We start from the raw sequence: 23,540 nt of genomic DNA on the forward strand, positions 1-23,540 counted from the left end.
CCCCCTCAGGAGTCTCCACATGTTCCTCGTCTCGAACACCCGCATGCACATCCTCCCCCGCCTGGTCCGCAAGGAAGACGGCGCCACTGCCGTCGAGTACGGCATCATGGTCGCCCTCATCGCCGTCGTCATCATCGCGGCGGTCACGCTGCTCGGTGGGGGCCTAAAAACGTCCTTCGTCAAGGCATCCTGCGCAATCTCGGGCGGCAACTTCTCGGCTGGCAGCGCCGCCGTGCCTGGCGTTGACGGCGCCGCTGGCACACCCGCAACGGAGCCACGCTGCGCCTAGTCGCATAAATTCACTCGGCCGAGCAGAGCGTTCGTTCGGTCCTACGAACGCTCTGCTCGGCCAACCGTCAACCAGGGAGCAATCGATGAAAGAACGGGGCGCCGCTGCCGTCGAAATGGCTCTCGTTCTGCCCATTCTCATCCTGCTCCTCCTCGGCATCATGGAGTTCGGCAGAGCTTTCAACGCGCAGGTAACGCTGACCAATGCCGCCCGCGAGGGCGTTCGTGTCATGGCCATCTCGAAGGACACGACAAAGGCCCGGGCATCGGCGATCACCGCTGCGGGCAGGTTCAGCCCGCCACTCAAAGCAACAGACATCGCGATCTCGGTCCCTGGTTCGACGGCGGCAACCCCCTGCCCGGGAGGCGGCACAGCCACTGTCACCATCACGTACACGTTGAGCACCCTCACGAAGATCGCCGGGCCGTTCTCGATGACGGGCAAGGGAGTCATGCTGTGCGGCGGTTGAGGCAGCACACAGCGAAGCCCGAGGATGCCCGGGAGCAGGGCGCCGTCAGCGTACTCGTCGCCCTCCTCATGGTCGTTCTGCTCGGTTTCGCGGCCTTGGCAATCGACGTCGGCATGCTCGTCTCCGAGAAGGCCCAATTGCAGAACGGCGCGGACGCCGGTGCGTTCGCCATCGCACAGAAGTGTGCTGTGGACCTCAGCGATGGTGACTGTGCTTCGACGTCGCCTATCGCTCGCAGCCTCGCCAACAGCAACGCACTCGACGCGAAGACCAACGTGAAGAACGTGATCGTCAACAAGAGCACCCGCAAGGTGACAGTCACCACCGGCGCGCTTCAGGACGGCCAGGCTCCCAACCGCATGTCACTCCTCTTTGCCAACGTTTTGGGGATCAGCTCCAGCGAGGTGACTGCGGCATCGACGGCCGAGTGGGGCAGCCCCACTGCCGGGCCCGCCCCGTTTCCCATCACCTTCTCCGAGTGCGAACTGAAGGACGGCCCCGGCTGGCAGGTCGTCGAGTTCCGCAAGAAATCCGACGCCACGCCTGCCTGCGCCGGCGGCCCCCCGGGAGGCTTCGGCAGCCTCAATCAAGTAGCAGACAAGTGTGAAGCATTAGTCAACATCGCACACAGTGCCTCGGGCAGTAACACCGGTAACACCGGAGCGCCCCACGACTGCGTCCCCCTGCTGCAGGAATGGCGGACGAAGATCGAAGCCGGCGAAGCACCTATCGGCCTGTTCCCCATCTACCGCAGTGTCAGCGACAGCGGCAATAACGCGGTGTATCAGCTCATCGGTTTTGCTGCCTTCGAAGTGCACGGCTGGAAGTTCAAGCAAGAAGGCAATTCCACCTTTCCCGACTCCTTCCGTGACAACTATTACCCCGGCTACAAGTGCAGTTCCACGCAATGCATCGGCATCATCGGCAGATTCGTCAAGATGGTCAGCCTGGACTCCGCCTACACGCTCGGCCCCTACAACCCGACCATGGGTGCCGTGGTCCGTCTCACCCTCGAGGAAGCAACCCCATGAAATCCCGTCTCCTGGCCGGCGTCGCGGCCGTCGTGCTCGCCCTCGTCGGGGCGATGATGCTCTTCGGCTACACGCAGGGCGCCGAAGCACGCGCCGTCGCGGGTCTCGACCCTGTCGACGTCCTCGTCGTCGCGACCGCTGTTCCGGCGGGTACGCCGACGGAGGAGCTCATGCCCTTCCTCACCACGCAGCAGCTACCGGCCACCGCCGTCGCCCCCACCGCGCTCAAGGACCTCGATGCTTACACCGGGAAGGTCACCGCCGTGGAGCTCATGCCCGGCGAGCAGGTGCTCACGGAGCGGCTCGTGGACCCGGACGATACCTCGATCACCGGAAGTGTCGAGGTGCCCGAGGGCCTGCAGGAAGTGTCGTTCACGGTCGAGCCGGCGAAGGCTGTAGGGGGCAAGCTTGTGCCTGGAGACACCGTGGGGATCTTCATCTCCATGACGCCGGGCACGCTGCCCGATGAACCCGGCGCTGACACTACGCAATTGGTTTTGCACAAGGTCCTGGTGACGTCGGTACAGCGCGCTCCATCAGCGGCAGCCGTCGATCCGGCAGCAACACCTGAGGAGCAGGCACGGGCCGAGGCGGAAGCCCTGCCATCCGGCTCGCTCATGCTGACGGTAGCCGTCACTGAAGAGCAAGCGACAAAGCTGGTCTTCGGCAACGAGTTCGAGCGGATTTGGCTCAGTAAGGAGCCCACCACGGCGATGGAGAGCCCCGAACCCATCACCATCCACGACAAGGTGCTGTACCGATGAGCCGATTCGTCCTGATCACTCCCAGCTCCGACTTCGAGCAGAAGATGCGCCTCGCCGTCGCCAGCGGGCTGCAGGGGCACGTCAAGAGCCTGCCCGCGAGCGTCCTGTCCGGCGACTCCGACGCGGTCTTCGACCAGCTCACCCTCGAGCGTCCCGAGGTACTGGTGTTCGGGCCGGGCGTCGCCATCGAGGACGCCCTGCGCCTGGCGATCATCGTGGACGTGAAGTTCCCCGAGATCAGCGTGGTGCTGGTGCATGACGCGCACCCCGAGATCGCCCTGCAGGCCATGCGCGCCGGCGTGCGCGACATCCTGTCGCCGCTCGCCGACGTGCCGAGCATCCGCGCCCAGCTCGAGCGCGCCTGCCAGGCGTTCGCCACCCGCCAGCGGACCGACGCGCAGCTCGCGCACGAGAAGCAGAGTGGACTGGTCATCGGGGTCTTCTCCCCCAAGGGCGGCGTCGGCAAGACGACGATCGCGACGAACCTCGCGGTGGGGCTGGGGAAGATCGCACCGCTGAGCGTCGTCATCGTGGACCTCGACCTCCAGTTCGGCGACGTGGCCACGAGCCTCTACCTGAACCCCGAGTACTCGGTGCTCGACGCCGTGTCGGGTGCCGCGACACAGGACACCATGGTCCTCAAGGCGTTCCTCACGGCACACCCCTCGGGCATCTATGCGCTGTGCGGTCCGCGCAACCCCGCCGACGCCGACCGCATCAGTTCCGAGCAGGTGACCCGCCTGATCCAGCAGCTCGCCCTCGAGTTCCGCTACGTCGTCGTCGACACCGGGCCAGGGCTCACCGAACCCAGCCTCGCCGCACTGGAACAGTGCACCGATGCCGTCTGGGTCACCGGCATGGACGTGCCCAGCGTGCGTGGTCTCCGCACCGGACTCGACGTCCTGAGCAAGCTCAACCTCCTCCCGGAGACACGGCACGTGGTCCTCAACTTCGCGGACACCAGGACCGGACTCTCCGTGCAGGACATCGAGGCGACCCTTGCTGCCCCCGTCGATGTGTCGATCCCCCGATCCCGCGCCATCACGCTTGCGACGAACCGCGGGGTCCCACTCCTGCAGGACAAGGTGCGCGATCCCGCGACGAAGAGCCTCACCGACCTCGTGCAGCGCTTCGACCACGAGTGGCGTGCCAAGTCGCAGCGCAAGACACACCGCCGCGTGGTTGTCCGATGAAGCTCTCCGCCCGCATCCAGGCCGCAGGCCTCACGGCCGCGCCCCCCGTCGTCGACCCGGAACCCGCCGTGCCCGCCGAGGAGCCGCGCCCGGCGACCCTCTCCCCTGCCATCGTCCGCGACGCTCCCGAGAAGCCGGGGACGGCGAAGGTCGACGTCTTCGCCGGCCTCAAGCAGCGCGCCGCGTCCGCACTGTTCGAGCGCATGGGCGTCCGTGCCAGCGACACCTCGATCACCGAGGACGACCTCAAGGCCATCGCCCGTGAGGAGCTGAGCCAGATCATCGACGCCGAACAGGTGCCGCTGAGTCCGGACGAACGGCGTCGGCTGATCCAGGACGTGGCCGACGACGTCCTGGGTTTCGGCCCGCTGCAGCGCCTCCTCGACGACGCGTCCGTCACCGAGATCATGGTGAACCGGATGGACCAGATCTACGTGGAGCAGAAGGGCCGGCTGACCCTGAGCGAATCGCGGTTCAGCTCGGAGGAGCACCTCCGGCGTGTGATCGAGCGGATCGTCTCGAAGGTAGGCCGCCGCATCGACGAGTCGTCCCCGTTCGTGGACGCGCGGCTCGAGGACGGCTCACGCGTCAATGCCGTCATCCCACCGCTGGCCGTCAACGGGTCCTCACTGACCATCCGCAAGTTCAGCAAGGTACCGCTCACGGTCCAGAACCTCATCGACTTCGGGACCCTCACGCCGGAGATGGCCGAACTGCTCGATGCGTGCGTCAAGGCCAAGCTCAACATCATCGTCTCCGGCGGCACCGGCACCGGCAAGACCACCCTCCTCAACGTGCTGTCGTCCTTCCTGCCCGACGACGAACGCATCGTCACCATCGAGGACGCGGTGGAGCTCCAGATCCAGCAGCAGCACGTGGTGCGCCTCGAGAGCCGCCCCCCGAACACCGAGGGCAAGGGCGCCGTGACCATCCGCGACCTCGTCCGCAACTCCCTGCGCATGCGCCCGGACCGCATCGTGATCGGCGAGGTACGTGGCGGTGAGTCCCTGGACATGCTGCAGGCCATGAACACCGGCCACGACGGTTCCCTCTCCACCGTGCACGCCAACTCACCCCGAGACGCCGTCGCACGCCTCGAGACGCTGGTCCTCATGGCCGGCATGGACCTGCCCCTGCGCGCCATCCGCGAACAACTGGCGTCGGCCGTCAACCTCGTGGTCCAGATCTCGCGGCTCCGGGACGGAAGCCGCCGCATCACGCATGTCACCGAGGTACAGGGCATGGAGGGCGATGTCGTGACCCTTCAGGACGCCTTCGTCTTCGACTACTCCGCGGGTGTGGACCACAAGGGCCGCTTCCTCGGCAGACCCGTCCCCACGGGCATCCGTCCCCGCTTCATGGAGCGGTTCGAGGACATGGGCATCACGGTGTCCCCCGCCGTCTTCGGATCCGTCCCTCCGCGCGGGCGATAACCGCATGACCGTCCTGCTCCTCGCCGGGCTCGCCCTCGTCATCGGCGCCATCGTGCTCGCCCTCATCGCACTCAGGCCGCTCCAGTCCCCCGTGCCGCTCGATCGCCGCCGACCGCCGGTGGACCAGCCGGACTCGCAGCTCTCGCGCTTCGCGGGAGCCATCGGGCGGGCGATGGACCGCTATCTGCAGCGCCGTCCGATGCGCTTCCTGAACCAGCAGGTCCTGGAGACCGCGGGGGTGAAGCTGAGCCAGGCCGAGGTGTACCTGCTCGTCATCCTCGCGGGTGTCACCGGCCTCCTGCTCGGCTGGGCGCTGCTCGCACCGGTCATCGGCGTCCTCCTGCTCCTGCTGTCCCCGGCCGCTGCGCATCTGGTGGTCTCGTTCCTGACAGGACGACGACGTCGTCGCTTCGACGCACAGCTCGGGGACACCCTGCAGCTGCTCACCGGCGGCCTCCGCGCAGGCCACAGCATCCTCCGCGCGATCGACGCCGCAGCGACGGAGGCCGACAGCCCGACGTCCGAGGAGATGCGCAGGATCGTCGCCGAGACGAGCCTCGGCAAGGATCTCCTCGCCTCGCTCATGGACACCTCGGAGCGCATGCAGAACGAGGACTTCGCATGGATCGCCCAGGCCATCCAGATCAACCGCGAGGTCGGTGGAGACCTCGCCGACGTGCTCGACCAGGTGGGCCATACGATCCGCGAGCGCACCGAGATCAAGGGGCACATCCGGGCGCTGGCGGCGGAGGGCAAGTTCTCCGCCTACATCCTCGCTGCCCTGCCCTTCGGCATCGCGCTGATGCTCACCGTCGTCAGCCCCGGGTACGTCGATCCCCTGTTCACCAAGCCGCTGGGGTGGGTCATGCTCGGCGGGGCTGCCGTCATGATGACCATCGGCGGGCTCTGGCTGCGCAAGATCATCGACCTGAAATTCTGAAGGAAGCAGACCCGTGGACCTCATCCTGCTCGCCTCGCTCCTGCTGACCTCCGCGCCCATCGGCTACTTCGCCTGGGCACTGCTCACCTCGGACGCGAAGGTACGCCGCACGGTGCAGGGCAACCTCAACCAGGGTCGGGGCCTCGCCCCTGTTGCCGGGGGCCGGCAGAACTCCCTGCTCCGACTCGGCCGGCGCCTCACTCCCCGGGCCTACGTGGCGAAACTCGACCATCTGCTCTCCCTCGCAGGACGCCCGGCCTCGATGCCCCTGGCGAAGGTCCTCACGGCCAAACCCCTCCTCGGCCTCGCCGGTGGCCTGGCCGGCCTGTTCCTGCTGCAGTCCAACCCGAGCAGGCTCTTCGTGCTGCTGGCGCTCTTCATCACGGTGCTCGGCTACTTCGTCCCCGATCTGCTGCTCTACAGCAGGGGCCAGGAGCGCCAGAAGGCGATGGCCCTGGAACTGGCCAACACGCTCGACCAGATGCTGATCTCCGTCGAAGCGGGGCTCGGGTTCGAAAGCGCCATGCAGCGTGCCGGGGAGACGGGGAAAGGCCCCCTGGCCGAGGAGCTCGTCCGCACGCTGCAGGACATGCAGGTGGGTCGCAGCAGGCGCGAAGCCTATCTCGCCATGGCCGAGCGGAGCACCATCCCCGAGCTGCGCAGTTTCGTGAAGGCCATCGTCCAGGCGGACGCCTACGGCATCGCCCTGTCGGGGGTCCTGCGGACGCAGGCCAAAGTGATGCGGGTGAAGCGCCGCCAGCGGGCCGAGGAAAAGGCGATGAAATTGCCCGTCGCCGTATTGTTCCCCCTGCTCCTGTTCATTTTCCCCGTGCTGTTCATCGTGATCCTCGGACCTGCCGTACTCAACGTGATCGATACGTTCGCCGGTCAGTAAGCGGAACCCGGGACACGGATACGGATCAGCGCTTCCGCATTTCTCGCTCAGCATCGGCCGACTTCACCGCGAACCGTCAGATCACGGTCGTAGCCTGAGGGGGTGCCGTCGAATAGTGCCCCGAAGAGTCTCCCGCTGCTGGACCTGGCCGTCCTGTCCCACCTCGAGCGGCAGCTGAACGACGCCCGGCCGGCCCGCGCCTTCGCACGCGACTACATCACCGGGTTCGAGGACCGCCTCTTCCGGCTCGAGAGCTCCGTCAGCAACCGCGACGTCGCTGGAGCCCTCGACGCAGCCCTCAGCCTCCGCAACTCGTCCGCCATGGTCGGGGCCTCACGCCTTTCCGCCCTGGCCGCGGACTTCGAGACCGCCGTGGCCTCCTCCGACCTCGACACCGCCCGCAGGGCGCTGCCCGGCATCGAACGCTGCGGACTCGACACCATCCTCGAACTTGAGGTCCGCTACCTGGCATCCGCCTGATGCTTCCGGCCGGGACGAGCCGCCAGGAACCGACCGGGCCTCAGGAACGGGTCGAGGTGAGCCTGTAGCCGACACCACGCACCGTCTGCAGCCAGCGCGGGTTCTTCGGGTCCTCGTCGAGCTTCCGGCGCAGATTGCCGATGTGCACCTCGATGGCGCGCTCGTCCGAGTCGCTGATGTAGGTGTCCTCGTCGTAGTAGTCGCCCCGGACCACGCGCACCAGATCCGCCTTGGTCCTCACTGCACCGTTGCTCTTGAGCATCTCGTTGAGCAGGTCGAACTCGCTCCTGGTGAGCGGCAGGTCACGCCCGTCCAGCACCACGGTGCGGGCTGCCGCATTGAGGGCGAGCCCGTTGTGCTCGACGACGGCGGGCGGCGCGACGGGCGCGGCGGGCTCTGCCGGAGGCACCGCCGCAGCAGGCACAGGGACTCCGGGCACCTGGTTCGGGGCCACACGCGGACGGCGCAGCATCGCGGCGATCCGCGCCCGGAGCTCCCGCGGCCGGAACGGCTTCGTGAGGTAGTCGTCGGCTCCCGACTGCAGGGCCGTGAGGGTGTCCAGCTCGTCGCCCCGCGAGGTCAGCATCACCACGTAGCAGGTGCTGAACGCACGGATCCGCCGCAGCACCTCGTAGCCGTCGATGTCGGGGAGTCCCACATCCACGGTGACCACCGCCGCGTCGTGGGCCCGGACCAGATCGACGCCCGCCCTCCCGGTCGGTGCCACATGGACGACGAATCCCGACTGCTTGAGGACTGCCGCCACGAGGTTCCGCACATCGGCGTCGTCCTCGATGACCACCGCCACGCCCGGATCACTCATTCGCCACCGACCCCCCTCTGACCTGCACTGCAATCTTTCCGACTCCTCATGATTCCCATTGTGCATCGCCCGGACACGTAATCGCGTCGGCTTGCATTCCAAAACGCGGGCCGGGCTACATAATGGGAGCAGTACGTAGGTCTCAGCGTCGGAAAGTTCTTCATAATGCAGTTCCTCCTCTTTCCCCGGAAAGTGCGTGCCTAGGGATGCCGGTGCCGCGCGGCTGCGCGCGGTCGCCTCGAAAGTGAGCATCGGCCGCTCCGTGGTGCTCTGCCAGATCCCCCTGTCCCTGATCGTCGTCGTCATCGGCGCAACGGCACCCCTCCTTCGGCCCGGCCTGGCGACCGACCCGACGTTCGACCTCGGCTTCTCGATGATCCTGGTGCTCCTGGCGCTGTCGGTCATCGTCCCGTGGCGTGAACTGCCGCGAGGGTCCCTGCTCATCGTCCCGATCCTCGACTTCGTCGCGATCGCCCTGGTCCGTGCCGGTGCCATGGAGACGCAGCCCGCCCTCGGCGTTCTGGTGGTCTTCCCCGTCCTGTGGCTGATGCGGTCCTCACTGCCCCCCTGGGCCTCGCTGACGCTCACGGTGCTCGGCTCGCTGCTCGTCACGTCCTGGCCGGTGCTCGGGTCCTTCGACCCGGCCCACCTGCGGTCCTACCTGGGCCTGCTGCTGCTGCCGATCGTGATGCTGTGCATCGGCGTCACCATCCGCGTGACGAGCTCCGGCGCCCGGGCCCGCGAGATCGAGATCGAGCGCAAGGACCGCGAACTCAACGAGCTGCTGCGCGCCGCCATCGACCGCGAGCGCGTCCTCACCGCGATCCTCAACACCGTCGACGTCGGCCTGACCGCCGTCGACGCCCACGGCAACACCACCCTCACGAACCGCCAGCAGGAGCTGTTCAACCGGCTGTCCGGCCACGACGACGCCCACCCGGGCCTCGTCTTCGGGGCCGATCGCAGAACGCCGCTGGCGGTGGACCGGCAGCCCGTCTACCGCGCCCTCACGGGAGAGACGTTCGCCGACGAGCTCATCTGGGTGGGTGAGGGCGACGCACAGCGCGGTCTCTCCACCGCAGCACGCCCCATCAAGAACGCCGACGGCAGCATCGCGGGCGCGCTGATCGCCTGCAGCGACGTCACCGAACTCGTGGAGGCAGTCTCCGCGAAGGACACCTTCATCTCGAACATCTCGCACGAGTTCCACGCTCCGCTGACCTCGGTGCTCGGGTACCTCGAACTGGTGCTCGAGGACGAGCATCGGCTGCCGAGCCACCTCAGCGGGTACATCGACGTCGCGGGCCGCAATGCCGAGCGCGTGCTCCACCTCGTCGCCGACCTCCTCTCGACCGCCGGTGACCGCGTCCGGGTGCACCCGCGACCCGTGGACCTCGCTGCGCTGATCGAGATGAGCGTGCGGTCCAACAGGCTCCGGGCCCAGAAGAACGGCGTGAAGCTGAAGACCGACGCCCAGAATCCCCTGTGGACGCTCATCGATCCCCTGCGGATCGCGCAGGTGCTCGACAACCTGCTCTCCAACGCCATCAAGTACTCCCCCGGCGGCGGTGTGGTGAGCATCCGCGCGGAGGAGTCGGAGTCTGAGATCACCCTGCACGTCGAGGACAGGGGCATGGGCATGACGGAGCAGGAAGCCCGGCAGGTCTTCTCCCGCTTCTACCGGACGCCGTCGGCCCGTCATGCCGCCATCGAGGGCGCCGGTCTCGGACTGGCGATCACCAAGTCCATCGTCGAGAGCCACGGCGGGTCGATCTGCTGCGTCAGTGCGCCGGGCAAGGGCAGCCGCTTCACCGTGACCCTGCCCGTCAACGGCGAAGTGGGCCGCATGCCGCAGGACTCGGTCGGCGAGTCCGTCTAGATGCTCCTGAGCCTCACGGTCGGCGTCCTCGCCGCCGCCCTCGCCCACGCGCTGTTCTCCCTGGCGCAGAAGGATCCCCGCACCGTGCTGCCGTCATCGTGGCGCGTGCCGCTCGCGGTGCTCGCCGGCCTCCTGGCGGGCGCAGGGAGTGCTGTGGCCGACGCCCCGTGGACCAGCCCGCTCGTGGCCGTCCTCGCGGCGTTCGGCGTGGTGCTGGGCGCTGTCGACCTGCAGTCCAAGCTGCTGCCGAACGCCCTGCTGCTGCGGTTCGCCGCCCTCACCGTTCCGGTGCTGGTCGTCGCGACGCTCGGGACCGGCGACTGGAGCGGGCTGCTCGGTGCGGCAGCGGGCAGCGCGACCCTGTTCACCGTGTACTTCGTCCTGGCCCTGATCTCCCCCGCGGGCATGGGCATGGGAGATGTGAAGCTCGCCGCCGTGCTCGGCCTGATCGGCGGCTGGGCAGGGGCCGCCGCGTGGCTCGGTACCCTGCTAGGCGGGTTCCTGCTCGGAGGCGTCGCAGGCGTCGCGGTCCTCCTGCTGCGCCGCGGCTCGCGCGGCTCCACGTTCCCGTTCGGCCCCGGTATGGTGCTCGCCGCCTTCGCGAGCCTGGTCCTGCTGGGCTGACGCCCCTGCCGGGGCGGCGGGGCCTAGGCCTCCGACTGGGCCGGCGATCCCTCGAGCGGCGACGTCGGCGCGTCCTCCGGTGAACGGGCAGCATGCGGGTCCGTCGGGGCGAGATGGTCCACCGTCCGGCGGGCACGGGTCAGGTCGGCACGGGCGGCAAGCTCCCCGTTGCCGGGGTAGGCGATCTCCTCGAGGACGAGGGGGTGCGGTGCTGCGAGGACGGACCGTGCATCCTTCAGCCGGGCCGCCAGCCTCTCGGCGAGCCACCCCGGCGGCATCTCGCCCGATCCGACCCGCAGCGTCGATCCGATGAGGGCACGCACCATGTTGTGGCAGAAGGCGTCGGCCTGCACGGTCGCGGTGATCACGCCGTCGTGCCCGCGCGTGAATTCGTACCGCTGCAGCTCGCGGATGGTGGTGGACCCTTCGCGCGGCTTGCAGAACGCGGCGAAGTCCTGCATGCCCAGCAGGTGCCCCGCGCCCTCGTTGAGCAGCGCGACGTCCAGCGGTGCCGGGTGCCAGAGGGTGGTGTGCCGGCGCAGCGGATCCTGTCCGGTCGTCGTATCCGCGATCGCGTAGCTGTAGCGGCGCCAGAGTGCGGAGAAGCGTGCGTCGAACCCCTCGGGCGCCTTCGCGGCGGAGCGGACGACGACGGCGGGCACGGAGTTCCTGACGGAGCGTCCTCGCCCGGTGACGCCGTCGGTCAGCTCACGGTTGATGGTGCCGGTCAGGCGCCGCAGGAAGGCGTCGGCGGGGTCGACGTCGCGTCCCCTCGCCATCGCGTGCCACTCGGCCGGGGTGAGGTCGATGTGGGCCACCTGGCCGCGGGCGTGGACGCCGGCGTCGGTCCGTCCCCCGACGGTCAGGCGCACCTGGCGGCGCAGGAGCGTGAAGAGCGCGCCCTCGAGGACGCCCTGCACCGTGGTGAGTCCGGGCTGCAGGGCCCAGCCCGAGAACAGGGAGCCGTCGTACGCGATGTCGAGCCGGACACGCAGGAGCCCGCCGCCCCTCGGGGGGACGGCGGGCTCCTGGGTGATCATGGCGTGCGTCGGGAGGGAAGAATTACTTCTTCTCGTCCTCGACGGTGCCCTCGACGACGACGACCTCGTCAGCGGCGCTGGCTTCGGCGTCGACCGTGGTGTCCTCGGCTGCGACCTCGTCGGCGGAAGCCGCTGACTCAGCCGATTCGGCTGATTCGGCTGACTCGGCGGAATCCACCGAGTCCACGGAATCGACGGACTCGACCGCGTCGGACTCGACCGGTGCCGGTGCTGCTGCAGCGGCGGGGGCCGATGCTGCGCGCTCGGCCTCGGCGACCACGGACTGCTTGGCGGACATGGGCTCCAGCACCAGTTCGATGACGGCCATGGGGGCGTTGTCGCCCTTGCGGTTGCCGATCTTCGTGATGCGGGTGTAGCCACCCTCGCGGTTGGAGACCGCGGGAGCGATGTCCGTGAAGAGCTCGTGGACGATGCTCTTGTTGCTGATGACGGCGAGGACGCGACGGCGCGACGCGAGGTCGCCCTTCTTCGCGAAGGTCACCAGGCGCTCGGCGTAGGGCCGGAGGCGCTTGGCCTTCGTCACCGTGGTGGTGATGCGCTTGTGCTCGAACAGTGAGGCGGCCAGGTTGGCGAGCATCAGGCGTTCGTGCGCCGGACCGCCTCCGAGACGTGGGCCCTTAGTGGGTGTGGGCATGGTTCTTTCTCCTCATTAGGGTGTCCGCCCGCCGCAACGCGCGGCGGGCGGACAGGTAGCGTGTTAGAGCTCTTCGTCGCCGTAGACGACGTCGTCCTCTTCGATGGCGGCAGCGCGGGCGGCAAGGTCGAAGCCTGGAGGGGAATCCTTCAGGGACAGACCGAGCTCGACGAGCTTCGCCTTGACCTCGTCGATGGACTTCGCACCGAAGTTGCGGATGTCCATGAGGTCGGCCTCGGAGCGCGCGACGAGTTCACCCACGGAGTGGATGCCCTCGCGCTTGAGGCAGTTGTACGAGCGGACCGTGAGTTCGAGGTCCTCGATCGGCAGCGCCATGTCGGCAGCAAGTGCTGCGTCCGTCGGCGACGGGCCGATCTCGATGCCCTCGGCCGCGGTGTTCAGTTCGCGGGCCAGGCCGAACAGCTCCACCAGGGTGGTGCCGGCGGACGCGACGGCGTCGCGCGGGGCGATGGCGTCCTTCGTCTCGACGTCGACGATCAGCTTGTCGAAGTCGGTGCGCTGCTCCACGCGGGTGGCCTCGACGCGGAAGGTGACCTTCAGGACCGGCGAGTAGATGGAGTCGACCGGGATGCGGCCGATCTCCGAGTCGCCGGACTTGTTCTGCGACGCCGACACATACCCACGGCCACGCTCGATGGTCAGTTCGAGCTCGAACTTGCCCTTCGAGTTGAGGGTCGCGATGTGGAGGTCCGGGTTGTGGAACTCGACGCCTGCGGGAGGCGCGATGTCGGCGGCCGTGACGACGCCGGGTCCCTGCTTGCGCAGGTAGGCGACGACGGGCTCGTCGTGCTCCGAGGAGACGGCGAGGTTCTTGATGTTCAGGATGATCTCGGTGACATCCTCCTTCACCCCGGGAACCGTGGTGAATTCGTGCAGGACGCCGTCGATGCGGATGCTCGTGACCGCAGCACCCGGGATGGAGGACAGGAGCGTGCGGCGGAGCGAGTTGCCGAGGGTGTAGCCGAAGCCGGGCTCGAGGGGCTCGATGACGAACCGCGAGCGGTTGTCGGCGACTACTTCTTCAGTCAGGGTGGGGCGCTGTGCAATGAGCACTTACATATCCTTTCAGGAAGCATCCGCTATATGACGCTTCGAAATGGGCGGGACTGCTGGTCAGCCGGCAAAACTGCTGGAACGGCACCGAACCGCCCTGCCGGACCACGTGGGTTCCTGCAGGGCGGCACGGTGACGGCTCGCTTCGTTAGACGCGGCGACGCTTCGGCGGGCGGCAGCCGTTGTGAGCGCTCGGGGTGACGTCCGAGATGGATCCGACCTCGAGGCCCGTGGCCTGCAGCGAGCGGATGGCGGTTTCGCGGCCCGAACCCGGGCCCTTCACGAAGACGTCGACCTTCTTGACGCCGTGCTCCTGTGCGCGCTTCGCAGCGGCCTCGGCGGCCATCTGCGCGGCGAACGGGGTGGACTTGCGTGAGCCCTTGAAGCCGACCTCACCGGCCGAGGCCCAGGAGATGACCGCACCGCTCGGGTCCGTGATGGACACGATGGTGTTGTTGAAGGTGCTCTTGATGTGCGCCTGACCGAGCGCGATGTTCTTCTTGTCCTTGCGACGCGGCTTACGGACCGCTCCACGAGTCTTGGGGGGCATTACTTCTCCTACGAAGGTATTGGGTAAAGCATGATTCGGCTGATCGGAGGTGCCGGAGGTCCCACGAAGAGGGGCCTCCGCCGGCGAGGGTCCCCTGGCGTGACGAGCGCTAGCGAGTCACGTTAGGGAGCCGGTGGGGATCTAGCGCCCGACCTTCTTCTTGCCTGCGACCGTACGCTTCGGGCCCTTGCGGGTACGGGCGTTCGTCTTCGTGCGCTGTCCGCGCACGGGAAGGCCGCGGCGGTGCCGAATGCCTTCGTAGCTGCCGATCTCCACCTTGCGGCGGATGTCGGCGGCGACCTCACGGCGGAGGTCACCCTCGACCTTGAAGTTGCCCTCGATGTAGTCGCGGAGCTGGACCAGCTCGACATCGGAGAGATCCTTGACGCGCGTGTTCGGGGAGATCCCCGTGTCGACGATCGTCTTCTCCGCACGGGTCTTGCCCACGCCGTAGATATAGGTAAGCGCGATGACTACCCGCTTTTCGCGGGGGATGTCTACGCCAGCGAGACGTGCCATAGTGGCGGTGCTCCTTTGGTGTTGCCGGAGGTATGGAGCAGAACGTCCCCGGGACCTGTGTCCCGGTCCCCGGCCTCCGAGCCGGGGGTGTACGCCCCTGACGGGACGCTCTTCTGCCGTTGAATGTACTTCTACGCGCGGGAAGAACCTCGAGGAGAGGTTCTCAGCCCTGGCGCTGCTTGTGGCGCGGGTTCTCGCAGATGACGAGAACGTTGCCCTTGCGGCGAACCACCTGGCACTTCTCGCAGATCCGCTTCACGCTCGGGTTGACCTTCATGGTTTTCCTTCGAGTTGATTCTTATTTGTAGCGGTAGACGATACGGCCCCGGGTGAGGTCGTACGGGCTGAGTTCCACTACGACCCGGTCCTCAGGAAGGATTCGAATGTAGTGCTGGCGCATCTTTCCCGAGATGTGGGCGAGGACAATGTGACCGTTGGCCAGCTCAACGCGGAACATCGCGTTGGGCAGCGCCTCGTTCACAGTGCCTTCAATCTCAATGACACCGTCTTTCTTGGCCATATCCTCCGCTAACGTCTATGCCCACCAGTTGGATGGCGGACGGGTTTGGGGTTTCGGTCGTCGGACCCGGGACGAGCCGGAGCTCGTTCCGCAGGAAGGCCTCCGGAGCCCGTTTGGGCACGAAAAGCAGAGACAACCAACAGACAACTCTACGCTACAGTCCGTCGATCGTTAAATCAGGGCCCGGCCGATGGCAGGTCCCCGCCGCACCCGGCGGTCCTGGGCGGTTCAGCTCTCCAGCGGGACCGGCGTGACGCCGAGAGGCTCGAGCCGCGACGCTCCCCCGTCGGGTGCCGAGAGCACCCAGATACCGCCGTCATGGACCGCGACGCTGTGCTCCCACTGGGAGGCGCGCTTGCCGTCGGTGGTGATGACGGTCCAGTCGTCGTCGAGCACCGCCGTCTCGAGACCTCCCTGCACCAGCATGGGCTCGATAGCTAGGCACAGGCCCGGCCGGACCTTCGGCCCGCGGTGGGTGCTGCGGTAGTTGAGGACGTCGGGCGCCTGGTGCATCTGCGTACCGATGCCGTGCCCCACGTAGTCCTCGAGGATCCCGAGGGCCGGCCCGGGGACCGAGGACACGTAGTCGTCGATCGCCGCACCGATGTCACCGACGAAGCGCGCGGACGCCAGCGCTGCGATCCCCCGCCACATCGCCGCCTCGGTGACGTCCGACAGCCGGACGTCCTCGGGCCGCGGGGTGCCGACGATCGTGGTGCGTGCGGAGTCGGAGTGCCAGCCGCGCACCACCGCGCCGCCGTCGATCGAGATGATGTCGCCGTCCTGCAGCGTGTAGCCGCCGGGGATGCCGTGGACCACCTCGTGGTTGACGGACGTGCAGATGCTCGCCGGGAAGCCGTGGTAGCCGAGGAAGTTCGACGTCGCACCCTCCTCCCGGAGGACGCCCTCGAAGACGTCGTTGAGCTGCGCCGTCGTGACGCCCACGCGGGCAGCGCCCACCGTCTTGTCGAGGGCCCTGGACAGCACCAGCCCGGCCTCGCGCATCACCAGCATCTGACTGGTGGTCTTGTACTCGATCTTGGGCTGGCGGAACATGAGGGGTCCTAGCTCGGGACGGTGAGGGCTGCCATGACGCGCTCGGTGACCTCGTCGATCGACCCGAGGCCGTCGACCTCGGTCACGATGCCCCGCTCCGCGTAGCGCGAGACCACGGCTTCGGTCTGGTCGTGGTAGAGCCCGAGGCGGTGACGGATGACCTGCTCCTTGTCGTCGGAGCGCCCGTCGAGGGAGGCGCGACCGAGGAGTCGCTTCACGAGCTCCTCGTCGTCGGCCGTGAGCTGGAGGACCACGTCGAGTTCGAGGTCGTTCTCCCGGAGGATGTCGTCGAGCTCGGCGACCTGGGCCGCGGTGCGCGGGTAGCCGTCCAGGAGGAAACCCTCCTGCACGTCGTCCGCCGCGAGGCGGTCGCGCACCATGCTGTTGGTGACGCTGTCCGGGACGAAGTCCCCCGCGTCCATGTACGTCTTGGCCTCGATGCCGAGGGGCGTCTCGCGCTTGACGTTGTCCCGGAAGATGTCGCCGGTGGAGATGGCGACGACCCCGAGGCGCTCCGAGATGCGGGCGGCCTGCGTGCCCTTGCCCGAGCCGGGAGGACCGATGATCAGCATTCTGGTCAACGCAACAACCCTTCGTAGTGACGCTGCTGGAGCTGGGCGTCGATCTGCTTCACGGTCTCGAGCCCCACACCGACCATGATGAGGATCGATGTGCCACCGAACGGGAAGTTCTGGTTGGCTCCGATGGCCACGAGGGCGATCAGCGGGATCAGCGCCACGAGACCGAGGTAGATGGCACCCGGCAGTGTGATGCGGGAGAGCACGTACTGCAGGTACTCCGCCGTCGGCCGGCCGGCGCGGATGCCGGGGATGAATCCACCGTACTTCTTCATGTTCTCGGACACCTCGTCCGGGTTGAACGTGATGGCCACGTAGAAGTAGGTGAAGAAGACGATGAGCAGGAAGTACATCGCCATGTAGAGGGGGTGGTCCCCACTGGTGAGGTACGTGGTGATCCAGTTGACCCACCCGGCCGGGGCGGTGCCGTCCTGGGGTGTGTTGAACTGGGCGATCAGGCTCGGCAGGTACAGCATCGAGGACGCGAAGATCACGGGGATGACACCCGCCATGTTCACCTTGATCGGGATGTACGTGCTGCTGCCGCCGAGGGTGCGGCGACCGACCATGCGCTTGGCGTACTGCACCGGGATGCGGCGCTGCGACTGCTCCACGAAGATCACGAGGGCGACGACGACGACGCCCATGGCGAGCACGAAGGCGAAGACGGTGGCGCCCTGGGTGCGGAGGATCTCGCCCAGCGAGGTGGGGAATCCGGCGGCGATGGCCGTGAAGATGAGCAGCGACATGCCGTTGCCCACGCCCTTCTCGGTGATGAGCTCGCCCATCCACATGATGAGGCCGGTACCGGCCGTCAGGGTGATGATCAACAGGACGATGGTGATCAGCGAGTCGTCCGGGATTAGCGGCACGGGGCAGTTGCCGAGCAGCGCGCCGGACCGGGCGAGCGAGACGAGGGTGGTGGCGTTCAGCAGGCCGAGCGCGATCGTGAGGTAGCGCGTGTACTGGGTCAGCCTGGACTGGCCCTGGGCGCCTTCCTCATGGAGCTCCTGGAAACGGGGGATGACCACCCGGAGGAGCTGCGTGATGATGCTCGCCGTGATGTACGGCATGATGCCCAGCGCGAAGATGGAGACCTGGAGGAGGGCGCCGCCACTGAAGAGGTTGACGAACTGGTAGAGCCCGCCCTCGGTGTTGCCGAGAGCCAGGCACTGCTGGACGTTCCCGTAGTCGACGCCCGGGGCGGGGATGAAGGCCCCGAGGCGGAAGATGGTGATGATTCCCAGCGTGAACAACAGCTTGCGCCGCAAGTCTGGCGTCCGGAATGCCCGGCCAATAGCGCTAAGCAAGCGTCCTCCTGAAGGTCTGTTGGTCCTGACGCGGACCGTACACAACAACCGAGTCTAACGGTTGGTCACCGGTGCTCGAGAACCGGCGGGTGATGGGTGGCTGTAGCCGAAAAAAGACTCCTGGCGGGCCGGCCGAGCCAGCCCACCAGAAGTCTAGTTCCTCAGTGCCGTGGATCACAGCCTCCCTCCCCCGGACGCGCCGGGAGAGGGAGACTCATGACCTACAGCTCGGTGACGGTCCCGCCGGCTGCGGCGATCTTCTCAGCAGCGGATGCGGAGAAGGCGTCGGCCGAGACGTTCACGGCCACCGTGATCTCGCCGGTCCCCAGCACCTTGACGGGCTGGTTCTTGCGGACGGCGCCGTTGGCCACCAGGCTCTCCACGGTGACGTCGCCGCCGGCCGGGTAGAGCTCGGACAGCTTGTCCAGGTTCACGACCTGGAACTCGACGCGGAACGGGTTCTTGAAGCCGCGCAGCTTGGGGAGGCGCATGTGCAGCGGCAGCTGGCCGCCGGCAAATCCTGCCTTCACCTGGTAGCGGGCTGCGGTTCCCTTGGTACCACGGCCTGCGGTCTTACCCTTCGAACCCTCACCACGGCCGACACGGGTCTTCGCCGTCTTGGCACCCGGTGCGGGGCGGAGGTGGTGGACCTTGAGCGCGTGGACGCGCTCGGCCTTGGCCTCGGTTGCGGCCGGAGCCGCGCTGTTGTTCTCTGCCATTAGTTGGCCTCCTCAACCTTCAAGAGGTGCGGAACCGTGTTGATCATGCCGACGGTGACGGCATCCGCTTCACGGACCACGGTGTGGCCGATCCGCTTCAGGCCGAGCGACCGCAGCGTGTCGCGCTGGTTCTGCTTGCCGCCAATGGCGGACTTGATCTGGGTGATCTCCAGCTTCGCGGTGCTGACGCGCACGCGCTTCGGGGTGATCGCGGTCATCACGCACCTGCCTTCTGAGCTGCGATCGCGCGCAGCATCTGGTGGGATGCGACCTCGTCCAGCGGCAGGCCGCGGCGGGCCGCGACTGCCTGGGGCTCTTCGAGGCGCTTCAGCGCGTCAACGGTCGCGTGGACGATGTTGATGGCGTTCGCGGAACCGAGCGACTTGGAGAGGACGTCGTGGATGCCGACGCACTCCAGGACCGCACGCACCGGACCACCGGCGATGACGCCGGTACCCGGGGAGGCGGGACGCAGGAGGACGACGCCGGCTGCTGCCTCGCCCTGCACCAGGTGCGGGACGGTGCCACCGATGCGCGGGACGCGGAACATCGTCTTCTTGGCTTCCTCAACGGCCTTCTGGATGGCGGAGGGGACTTCCTTCGCCTTGCCGTAGCCGACGCCGACCATGCCGTTGCCGTCGCCTACCACCACGAGGGCGGTGAAGCTGAAGCGGCGGCCGCCCTTGACGACCTTGGCAACACGGTTGATGGTGACGACGCGTTCGATGAACTTGTCCTTGTCGTCGTTGCGTCCGCCGTCGCGGCCACCACGGGAGTTGCCGTCGCGGCCACCGCGGGCGTTGCCGCCACGCTCGCCGCCGCGGGCGTTGCCGCCGCGGCCACGGTTCGCGTCAGCAGACGCGGTGTCCGTCGTGCCTGCAGCCGGAGCGTCGGCCGCGGGCTGCTCTGTAGCCGTATTCAATGGGGCTTCCTTTGCCTTGTTCTCCTCGGTCACAGTGCCAGCCCACCTTCACGTGCGCCGTCTGCGATTGCTGCAACGCGACCGTGATACTTGTTGCCGCCGCGGTCGAAGACGACCGCTTCGACGCCGGCAGCCATGGCACGCTCTGCAACGAGTTCGCCAACGCGCTTGGCCTTGGCGGTCTTGTCACCGTCGAATGCACGGAGGTCCGCTTCGAGGGTGGAGGCCGACGCTACGGTCACGCCCTTGGTGTCGTCGACGACCTGCACGAAGACGTGGCGGGCCGAACGGTTGACCACCAGGCGGGGACGGACGGCCGTACCCGACACGCGCTTGCGCACGCGGAGGTGGCGGCGCCCACGCGAGGCGGACTTGCTCTTCGAGCTGCGCTTCTTGTTGATGCTCAGACCCATGGTTACTTACCAGCCTTTCCGACCTTGCGGCGGATGATCTCGCCTGCGTAGCGGATGCCCTTGCCCTTGTAGGGGTCGGGCTTGCGCAGCTTGCGGATGGTTGCAGCGACCTCGCCGACCTGCTGCTTGTTGATGCCTGCGACCGAGAGCTTCGTGGGGCTGTCGACGGTCAGGGTGATGCCCTCGGGTGCCTCGACGGCGACCGGGTGGCTGTACCCCAGAGCGAACTCGAGGTCGTTGCCCCTGGCCTGGACACGGTAACCCGTGCCCACGATCTCGAGGTTCTTCTTGTAGCCCTCGGTGACTCCGACGATCATGTTGGAGATCAGCGTGCGGGTCAGGCCGTGCAGCGACCGGGATTCGCGCTCGTCGTTCGGGCGCGTGACGGTCAGCGTGCCCTCGTCCAGGGTGACCTCGATGGGGCTGGGAACCGTGTGGCTCAGCTCGCCCTTCGAACCCTTGACGGAGACCTCGTTACCGTTGACCTTGACCTCGACACCGGCGGGAACGGCGATGGGGAGACGTCCAATACGTGACATTATTCTTTCCCTTTCCCGTTACCAGACGTAGGCGAGGACTTCCCCACCCACACCCTTCTTGGATGCCTGGCGGTCGGTGAGCAGACCGGAGGACGTGGACAGGATGGCGATGCCGAGGCCGCCGAGCACGTGGGGCAGGTTCGTGGACTTGGCGTACACGCGCAGACCGGGCTTGGAGATACGGCGGATGCCGGCGATGGAACGCTGGCGGTCCGGTCCGAACTTGAGGTCGATGGTCAGCTTCTTGCCGACCTCCGCTTCCTCTTCCTTCCAGCCGGCGATGTAGCCCTCGGCCTTCAGGATGTCCGCGACGCGGGCTTTCAACTTGCTGTACGGCATGGACACGGAGTCGTGGTAAGCCGAATTGGCGTTGCGCAGACGCGTGAGCATGTCTGCGACAGGATCTGTCATTGTCATGTGGGCTCTTGCCCTTCCTCGAAACGGTTTCCGGGCTCCGGACGGCACTCAGGGTGCCGGCTGGAGTGGACCTGCAACGTAGTTAGATTAATCTTCGGATTTGAAGGGGAAGCCGAGTGCCTTGAGGAGCGCGCGGCCCTCGGCGTCGGTCTTGGCGGTGGTGACGACGGTGATGTCCATGCCACGCACGCGGTCGATACGGTCCTGGTCGATCTCGTGGAACATGGACTGCTCCGTGAGGCCGAACGTGTAGTTGCCGTTGCCGTCGAACTGCTTGCCGTTGAGGCCGCGGAAGTCGCGGATACGGGGCAGGGCGAGGGAGATCAGGCGGTCCGTGAATTCCCACATGCGGTCGCCACGCAGGGTGGCGTGCGCGCCGATCGGCATTCCTTCGCGGAGCTTGAACTGCGCGATGGACTTGCGGGCCTTCGTGACCTGCGGCTTCTGGCCCGTGATCGCGGTGAGGTCCTTGACGGCCCCGTCGATCAGCTTGGAGTCCTTGGCGGCGTCACCGACACCCATGTTCACGACGACCTTCACCAGGCGCGGGACCTGGTTGACGTTGGCGTAGTTGAACTCTTCCTGCAGGGTGGCCTTGATCTCGGACGCGTAGCGCGCCTTGAGACGGGGAAGAACCCGGGTTTCTGCGGTTTCGACAGTCATTACAGATCCTTCCCTGATGACTTGGCCACGCGGATGCGGACAACACGCTCGCGGCCGTCACGCTCGACGGTCTCGGTGCGGTATCCGACGCGGGTCGGCTTCTTGGTCTCGGGATCGACGACCGCGACGTTGCTGATGTGCACGGGGGCCTCGACCACCTCGATGCCACCGGTCTTCGTGCCGCGCTGCGACTGCCCGACCTTGGTGTGCTTGGTGATCCGGTTGATACCCTCCACGAGCACGCGGTTGGTGTCCGGGAACACCTTCAGTACCTTGCCCTGCTTGCCGCGGTCTCCGCCGCGCTCCTGCCGGGCTCCGGTGATGACCTGGACGAGGTCACCCTTCTTGATCTTGAGCTTTGTCTTCTGTGCCATGGACTACAGCACCTCCGGCGCCAGCGAGATGATCTTCATGAAACGCTTGTCGCGGAGCTCGCGACCGACAGGGCCGAAGATACGGGTACCGCGGGGGTCGCCGTCGTTCTTCAGGATCACTGCTGCGTTCTCATCAAACTTGATGTAGGAACCGTCCGCACGGCGGCGTTCCTTCTTGGTGCGGACGATGACCGCCTTGACGACGTCGCCCTTCTTGACGTTGCCGCCGGGGATCGCGTCCTTCACGGTGGCGACGATGACGTCTCCGATGCCTGCGTAGCGGCGCCCGGATCCTCCGAGAACGCGGATGGTCAAGATCTCCTTGGCACCCGTGTTGTCGGCGACCTTTAGCCGCGACTCCTGCTGAATCACTTATTACTCCTGTCGTCGCGCCGGTTCTCTCATCGAGCCTTGCGGAACGGATATGGGTGGGCCCCGTAATACTGGTACTCAGCACGTGCACGCCTGGGCGCGCGGCTGTGCGTGGCTCTTCTGCACAGTGGATTCGTGGTGAACAAGATTATCGGGCTTTTGCCTATTTGCCCGGTGTGAAGGAACCCTGAGAAGGAGACCCGGCGAGGGTGACCTCGAGAGGGCATGCGCCAGCCCACCAGACAGACAAGATTCTCATGGTATCGCGAAAATGCCCCGGACACGAAATCGTGTCCGGGGCATCGTCGGGTGGGGGTCGGCTGGGCCGGCCCCGATGCTGCCTGGTGCTACTTGGCCTTCTCGATGACCTCGACCAGGCGCCACCGCTTGGTGGCGGACAGGGGCCGGGTCTCGCTGATCAGGACCATGTCGCCGATACCGGCGGTGTTGTTCTCGTCGTGCGCCTTGACCTTGGAGCTGCGGCGAAGCACCTTGCCGTACAGGGCGTGCTTCACGCGGTCCTCGACCTCGACGACGATGGTCTTCTCCATCTTGTCCGACACGACGTAGCCACGGCGTACCTTGCGGTAGCCGCGCGAGTTGGCGTCGTGGACGGCCTTCTCGGTTCCTACGGTCGTCTCGCTCTGCTGCTCACTCATTTGGCGTCCTCCTCAGAAGCCTCGGTGTCCACGGACGGTGCGTCCTTGGAGGCCTTCTTGGCTTTCTTGGGCTTCTCCTCCTTCGCAGGCTTCGCTTCCTCGACGGGAGCGACGACCTCGGGGCGGATGCCCAGTTCACGCTCGCGCAGCACCGTGTAGATGCGGGCGATGTCGCGCTTGACCGAGCGAAGGCGCCCGTGGCTTTCGAGCTGGCCGGTGGCCGACTGGAAACGGAGGTTGAACAGCTCCTCCTTGGCCTTGCGCAGTTCTTCCACCAGACGGTCCTTATCGAAGCCGTCCAGCTGGTCTGTTGCCAGTTCCTTTGAACCCAGAGCCATAA

General features: G+C 66.9%; 33 protein-coding genes. 11 read left to right on the forward strand and 22 right to left on the reverse strand.

Translation table 11 applies throughout. The features are described from left to right. The first annotated feature begins 19 nt into the window (after positions 1-19). The 9 genes from V6S67_RS13190 (at position 20) to V6S67_RS13230 (ending at position 7,494) form a co-directional block, all read left to right on the forward strand. Complete coding sequence (locus V6S67_RS13190; RefSeq protein WP_334210675.1) at positions 20-289, forward strand: Flp family type IVb pilin; 270 nt, start codon at positions 20-22, stop codon at positions 287-289. Between the two features lie 85 nt (positions 290-374). Further along, positions 375-758 (forward strand): TadE/TadG family type IV pilus assembly protein, encoded by a 384-nt coding sequence (locus V6S67_RS13195; protein ID WP_334210676.1) that lies wholly within the window; start codon positions 375-377, stop codon positions 756-758. After that, on the forward strand, positions 755-1,789 hold the full coding sequence (locus V6S67_RS13200; RefSeq protein ID WP_334210677.1) for a Tad domain-containing protein: 1,035 nt from the start codon (positions 755-757) through the stop codon (positions 1,787-1,789). Before V6S67_RS13195 ends, V6S67_RS13200 begins: the two co-directional genes overlap by 4 nt. Next, complete coding sequence (gene cpaB / locus V6S67_RS13205; protein WP_334210678.1) at positions 1,786-2,553, forward strand: Flp pilus assembly protein CpaB; 768 nt, start codon at positions 1,786-1,788, stop codon at positions 2,551-2,553. Before V6S67_RS13200 ends, cpaB begins: the two co-directional genes overlap by 4 nt. Further along, positions 2,550-3,746 (forward strand): AAA family ATPase, encoded by a 1,197-nt coding sequence (locus tag V6S67_RS13210; RefSeq protein ID WP_334210679.1) that lies wholly within the window; start codon positions 2,550-2,552, stop codon positions 3,744-3,746. The genes cpaB and V6S67_RS13210 overlap by 4 nt, the downstream gene beginning before the upstream one ends. Then, positions 3,743-5,179, forward strand: coding sequence for a CpaF family protein (locus V6S67_RS13215; protein ID WP_334210680.1), 1,437 nt, complete (start codon positions 3,743-3,745; stop codon positions 5,177-5,179). The genes V6S67_RS13210 and V6S67_RS13215 overlap by 4 nt, the downstream gene beginning before the upstream one ends. A 4-nt stretch (positions 5,180-5,183) precedes the next feature. Continuing rightward, positions 5,184-6,119, forward strand: coding sequence for a type II secretion system F family protein (locus tag V6S67_RS13220; protein ID WP_334210681.1), 936 nt, complete (start codon positions 5,184-5,186; stop codon positions 6,117-6,119). 13 nt (positions 6,120-6,132) lie between these two features. Then, positions 6,133-7,014, forward strand: a complete 882-nt coding sequence (locus V6S67_RS13225; protein WP_334210682.1) for a type II secretion system F family protein — start codon at positions 6,133-6,135, stop codon at positions 7,012-7,014. A 102-nt stretch (positions 7,015-7,116) separates the two neighbouring features. After that, entirely contained in the window at positions 7,117-7,494 is a 378-nt protein-coding gene (locus V6S67_RS13230; protein WP_334210683.1) for an Hpt domain-containing protein, read from the forward strand. Between the two features lie 40 nt (positions 7,495-7,534). Here the strand turns inward: V6S67_RS13230 and V6S67_RS13235 are convergent, their stop codons facing one another. Continuing rightward, positions 7,535-8,317: a response regulator transcription factor gene (locus V6S67_RS13235; protein ID WP_334210684.1), complete on the reverse strand. Its 783-nt coding sequence runs from the start codon at positions 8,315-8,317 to the stop codon at positions 7,535-7,537. Positions 8,318-8,513: 196 nt separating this feature from the next. On the opposite strand from V6S67_RS13235, the gene V6S67_RS13240 reads away from it, so the two are divergent. Both V6S67_RS13240 and V6S67_RS13245 read left to right on the forward strand, forming a co-directional pair. Continuing rightward, the gene (locus V6S67_RS13240; RefSeq protein WP_334210685.1) at positions 8,514-10,196 is read left to right on the forward strand and encodes a sensor histidine kinase; all 1,683 of its coding nucleotides are present in this window, start codon (positions 8,514-8,516) and stop codon (positions 10,194-10,196) included. Further along, positions 10,197-10,820, forward strand: a complete 624-nt coding sequence (locus tag V6S67_RS13245; protein WP_334210686.1) for an A24 family peptidase — start codon at positions 10,197-10,199, stop codon at positions 10,818-10,820. It begins immediately after the preceding gene. A gap of 23 nt (positions 10,821-10,843) precedes the next feature. Here V6S67_RS13245 and V6S67_RS13250 read toward each other — a convergent pair whose 3' ends face one another. From V6S67_RS13250 to rpmC, 21 genes are all read right to left on the reverse strand, one after another. Further along, entirely contained in the window at positions 10,844-11,860 is a 1,017-nt protein-coding gene (locus V6S67_RS13250; protein ID WP_334210687.1) for a tRNA pseudouridine synthase A, read from the reverse strand. A 22-nt stretch (positions 11,861-11,882) separates the two neighbouring features. Then, on the reverse strand, positions 11,883-12,515 hold the full coding sequence (gene rplQ / locus V6S67_RS13255; RefSeq protein ID WP_334210688.1) for a 50S ribosomal protein L17: 633 nt from the start codon (positions 12,513-12,515) through the stop codon (positions 11,883-11,885). Positions 12,516-12,578: 63 nt separating this feature from the next. Then, positions 12,579-13,589 (reverse strand): DNA-directed RNA polymerase subunit alpha, encoded by a 1,011-nt coding sequence (locus V6S67_RS13260; protein ID WP_104050943.1) that lies wholly within the window; start codon positions 13,587-13,589, stop codon positions 12,579-12,581. 148 nt (positions 13,590-13,737) lie between these two features. Next, positions 13,738-14,139, reverse strand: coding sequence for a 30S ribosomal protein S11 (rpsK, locus tag V6S67_RS13265; RefSeq protein WP_026531448.1), 402 nt, complete (start codon positions 14,137-14,139; stop codon positions 13,738-13,740). 141 nt (positions 14,140-14,280) lie between these two features. Next, positions 14,281-14,658, reverse strand: a complete 378-nt coding sequence (gene rpsM, locus V6S67_RS13270) for a 30S ribosomal protein S13 (RefSeq protein WP_043440660.1) — start codon at positions 14,656-14,658, stop codon at positions 14,281-14,283. 163 nt (positions 14,659-14,821) lie between these two features. Further along, positions 14,822-14,935 carry a 50S ribosomal protein L36 gene (gene rpmJ / locus V6S67_RS13275; protein ID WP_043440658.1) on the reverse strand — a complete coding sequence of 38 codons (114 nt, stop codon included), beginning with the start codon at positions 14,933-14,935 and terminating at the stop codon, positions 14,822-14,824. A 21-nt stretch (positions 14,936-14,956) separates the two neighbouring features. Further along, positions 14,957-15,178 carry a translation initiation factor IF-1 gene (gene infA / locus V6S67_RS13280; protein ID WP_019481515.1) on the reverse strand — a complete coding sequence of 74 codons (222 nt, stop codon included), beginning with the start codon at positions 15,176-15,178 and terminating at the stop codon, positions 14,957-14,959. A 228-nt stretch (positions 15,179-15,406) separates the two neighbouring features. After that, positions 15,407-16,234, reverse strand: a complete 828-nt coding sequence (gene map, locus V6S67_RS13285) for a type I methionyl aminopeptidase (RefSeq protein WP_334210689.1) — start codon at positions 16,232-16,234, stop codon at positions 15,407-15,409. Positions 16,235-16,242: 8 nt separating this feature from the next. After that, positions 16,243-16,806: an adenylate kinase gene (locus V6S67_RS13290; RefSeq protein ID WP_334211600.1), complete on the reverse strand. Its 564-nt coding sequence runs from the start codon at positions 16,804-16,806 to the stop codon at positions 16,243-16,245. A 5-nt stretch (positions 16,807-16,811) separates the two neighbouring features. After that, entirely contained in the window at positions 16,812-18,122 is a 1,311-nt protein-coding gene (gene secY, locus V6S67_RS13295; protein ID WP_334210690.1) for a preprotein translocase subunit SecY, read from the reverse strand. Between the two features lie 221 nt (positions 18,123-18,343). After that, the gene (gene rplO / locus V6S67_RS13300) at positions 18,344-18,841 is read right to left on the reverse strand and encodes a 50S ribosomal protein L15 (protein WP_334210691.1); all 498 of its coding nucleotides are present in this window, start codon (positions 18,839-18,841) and stop codon (positions 18,344-18,346) included. Further along, positions 18,841-19,059 carry a 50S ribosomal protein L30 gene (gene rpmD / locus V6S67_RS13305; protein ID WP_104050948.1) on the reverse strand — a complete coding sequence of 73 codons (219 nt, stop codon included), beginning with the start codon at positions 19,057-19,059 and terminating at the stop codon, positions 18,841-18,843. The genes rplO and rpmD overlap by 1 nt, the downstream gene beginning before the upstream one ends. Beyond that, positions 19,059-19,763, reverse strand: coding sequence for a 30S ribosomal protein S5 (rpsE, locus tag V6S67_RS13310; RefSeq protein WP_334210692.1), 705 nt, complete (start codon positions 19,761-19,763; stop codon positions 19,059-19,061). The genes rpmD and rpsE overlap by 1 nt, the downstream gene beginning before the upstream one ends. A 29-nt stretch (positions 19,764-19,792) precedes the next feature. Beyond that, positions 19,793-20,176, reverse strand: a complete 384-nt coding sequence (rplR, locus tag V6S67_RS13315) for a 50S ribosomal protein L18 (protein ID WP_334210693.1) — start codon at positions 20,174-20,176, stop codon at positions 19,793-19,795. Positions 20,177-20,178: 2 nt separating this feature from the next. Further along, complete coding sequence (rplF, locus tag V6S67_RS13320; RefSeq protein ID WP_334210694.1) at positions 20,179-20,715, reverse strand: 50S ribosomal protein L6; 537 nt, start codon at positions 20,713-20,715, stop codon at positions 20,179-20,181. Positions 20,716-20,733: 18 nt separating this feature from the next. Continuing rightward, complete coding sequence (rpsH, locus tag V6S67_RS13325) at positions 20,734-21,132, reverse strand: 30S ribosomal protein S8 (protein ID WP_043440638.1); 399 nt, start codon at positions 21,130-21,132, stop codon at positions 20,734-20,736. Between the two features lie 87 nt (positions 21,133-21,219). After that, positions 21,220-21,795, reverse strand: coding sequence for a 50S ribosomal protein L5 (rplE, locus tag V6S67_RS13330; protein WP_104050952.1), 576 nt, complete (start codon positions 21,793-21,795; stop codon positions 21,220-21,222). Continuing rightward, positions 21,795-22,169 (reverse strand): 50S ribosomal protein L24, encoded by a 375-nt coding sequence (rplX, locus tag V6S67_RS13335; protein ID WP_334210695.1) that lies wholly within the window; start codon positions 22,167-22,169, stop codon positions 21,795-21,797. The genes rplE and rplX overlap by 1 nt, the downstream gene beginning before the upstream one ends. Before the next feature lie 3 nt (positions 22,170-22,172). Continuing rightward, positions 22,173-22,541 carry a 50S ribosomal protein L14 gene (rplN, locus tag V6S67_RS13340; protein ID WP_049829173.1) on the reverse strand — a complete coding sequence of 123 codons (369 nt, stop codon included), beginning with the start codon at positions 22,539-22,541 and terminating at the stop codon, positions 22,173-22,175. A 347-nt stretch (positions 22,542-22,888) separates the two neighbouring features. Then, complete coding sequence (gene rpsQ / locus V6S67_RS13345; RefSeq protein WP_334210696.1) at positions 22,889-23,200, reverse strand: 30S ribosomal protein S17; 312 nt, start codon at positions 23,198-23,200, stop codon at positions 22,889-22,891. Beyond that, on the reverse strand, positions 23,197-23,538 hold the full coding sequence (rpmC, locus tag V6S67_RS13350) for a 50S ribosomal protein L29 (RefSeq protein WP_104050955.1): 342 nt from the start codon (positions 23,536-23,538) through the stop codon (positions 23,197-23,199). The genes rpsQ and rpmC overlap by 4 nt, the downstream gene beginning before the upstream one ends. Positions 23,539-23,540 lie beyond the last annotated feature (2 nt).

It is taken from the genome of Arthrobacter sp. Soc17.1.1.1 (assembly GCF_036867195.1).
Classification (GTDB): Bacteria; Actinomycetota; Actinomycetes; order Actinomycetales; family Micrococcaceae; genus Arthrobacter_D.

What these genes read in the sequence shown, in the direction of transcription:
- rplR (WP_334210693.1), bottom strand. Translation starts at nt 20,176, where the DNA reads ATGGGTCTGAGCATCAACAAGAAGCGCAGCTCGAAGAGCAAGTCCGCC.
- rpsQ (WP_334210696.1), bottom strand. Translation starts at nt 23,200, where the DNA reads ATGAGTGAGCAGCAGAGCGAGACGACCGTAGGAACCGAGAAGGCCGTC.
- rplO (WP_334210691.1), bottom strand. Translation starts at nt 18,841, where the DNA reads ATGGCAGAGAACAACAGCGCGGCTCCGGCCGCAACCGAGGCCAAGGCC.
- rpmD (WP_104050948.1), bottom strand. Translation starts at nt 19,059, where the DNA reads ATGACCGCGATCACCCCGAAGCGCGTGCGCGTCAGCACCGCGAAGCTG.
- V6S67_RS13250 (WP_334210687.1), bottom strand. Translation starts at nt 11,860, where the DNA reads ATGATCACCCAGGAGCCCGCCGTCCCCCCGAGGGGCGGCGGGCTCCTG.
- V6S67_RS13215 (WP_334210680.1), top strand. Translation starts at nt 3,743, where the DNA reads ATGAAGCTCTCCGCCCGCATCCAGGCCGCAGGCCTCACGGCCGCGCCC.
- rpmJ (WP_043440658.1), bottom strand. Translation starts at nt 14,935, where the DNA reads ATGAAGGTCAACCCGAGCGTGAAGCGGATCTGCGAGAAGTGCCAGGTG.
- infA (WP_019481515.1), bottom strand. Translation starts at nt 15,178, where the DNA reads ATGGCCAAGAAAGACGGTGTCATTGAGATTGAAGGCACTGTGAACGAG.
- rplE (WP_104050952.1), bottom strand. Translation starts at nt 21,795, where the DNA reads ATGACTGTCGAAACCGCAGAAACCCGGGTTCTTCCCCGTCTCAAGGCG.
- rplQ (WP_334210688.1), bottom strand. Translation starts at nt 12,515, where the DNA reads ATGCCCACACCCACTAAGGGCCCACGTCTCGGAGGCGGTCCGGCGCAC.
- map (WP_334210689.1), bottom strand. Translation starts at nt 16,234, where the DNA reads ATGTTCCGCCAGCCCAAGATCGAGTACAAGACCACCAGTCAGATGCTG.
- V6S67_RS13210 (WP_334210679.1), top strand. Translation starts at nt 2,550, where the DNA reads ATGAGCCGATTCGTCCTGATCACTCCCAGCTCCGACTTCGAGCAGAAG.
- V6S67_RS13290 (WP_334211600.1), bottom strand. Translation starts at nt 16,806, where the DNA reads ATGCTGATCATCGGTCCTCCCGGCTCGGGCAAGGGCACGCAGGCCGCC.
- V6S67_RS13235 (WP_334210684.1), bottom strand. Translation starts at nt 8,317, where the DNA reads ATGAGTGATCCGGGCGTGGCGGTGGTCATCGAGGACGACGCCGATGTG.
- V6S67_RS13220 (WP_334210681.1), top strand. Translation starts at nt 5,184, where the DNA reads ATGACCGTCCTGCTCCTCGCCGGGCTCGCCCTCGTCATCGGCGCCATC.
- cpaB (WP_334210678.1), top strand. Translation starts at nt 1,786, where the DNA reads ATGAAATCCCGTCTCCTGGCCGGCGTCGCGGCCGTCGTGCTCGCCCTC.
- V6S67_RS13195 (WP_334210676.1), top strand. Translation starts at nt 375, where the DNA reads ATGAAAGAACGGGGCGCCGCTGCCGTCGAAATGGCTCTCGTTCTGCCC.
- V6S67_RS13190 (WP_334210675.1), top strand. Translation starts at nt 20, where the DNA reads ATGTTCCTCGTCTCGAACACCCGCATGCACATCCTCCCCCGCCTGGTC.
- rplF (WP_334210694.1), bottom strand. Translation starts at nt 20,715, where the DNA reads ATGTCACGTATTGGACGTCTCCCCATCGCCGTTCCCGCCGGTGTCGAG.
- rpsM (WP_043440660.1), bottom strand. Translation starts at nt 14,658, where the DNA reads ATGGCACGTCTCGCTGGCGTAGACATCCCCCGCGAAAAGCGGGTAGTC.
- rpsK (WP_026531448.1), bottom strand. Translation starts at nt 14,139, where the DNA reads ATGCCCCCCAAGACTCGTGGAGCGGTCCGTAAGCCGCGTCGCAAGGAC.
- V6S67_RS13245 (WP_334210686.1), top strand. Translation starts at nt 10,197, where the DNA reads ATGCTCCTGAGCCTCACGGTCGGCGTCCTCGCCGCCGCCCTCGCCCAC.
- rpsH (WP_043440638.1), bottom strand. Translation starts at nt 21,132, where the DNA reads ATGACAATGACAGATCCTGTCGCAGACATGCTCACGCGTCTGCGCAAC.
- rplX (WP_334210695.1), bottom strand. Translation starts at nt 22,169, where the DNA reads ATGGCACAGAAGACAAAGCTCAAGATCAAGAAGGGTGACCTCGTCCAG.
- rpmC (WP_104050955.1), bottom strand. Translation starts at nt 23,538, where the DNA reads ATGGCTCTGGGTTCAAAGGAACTGGCAACAGACCAGCTGGACGGCTTC.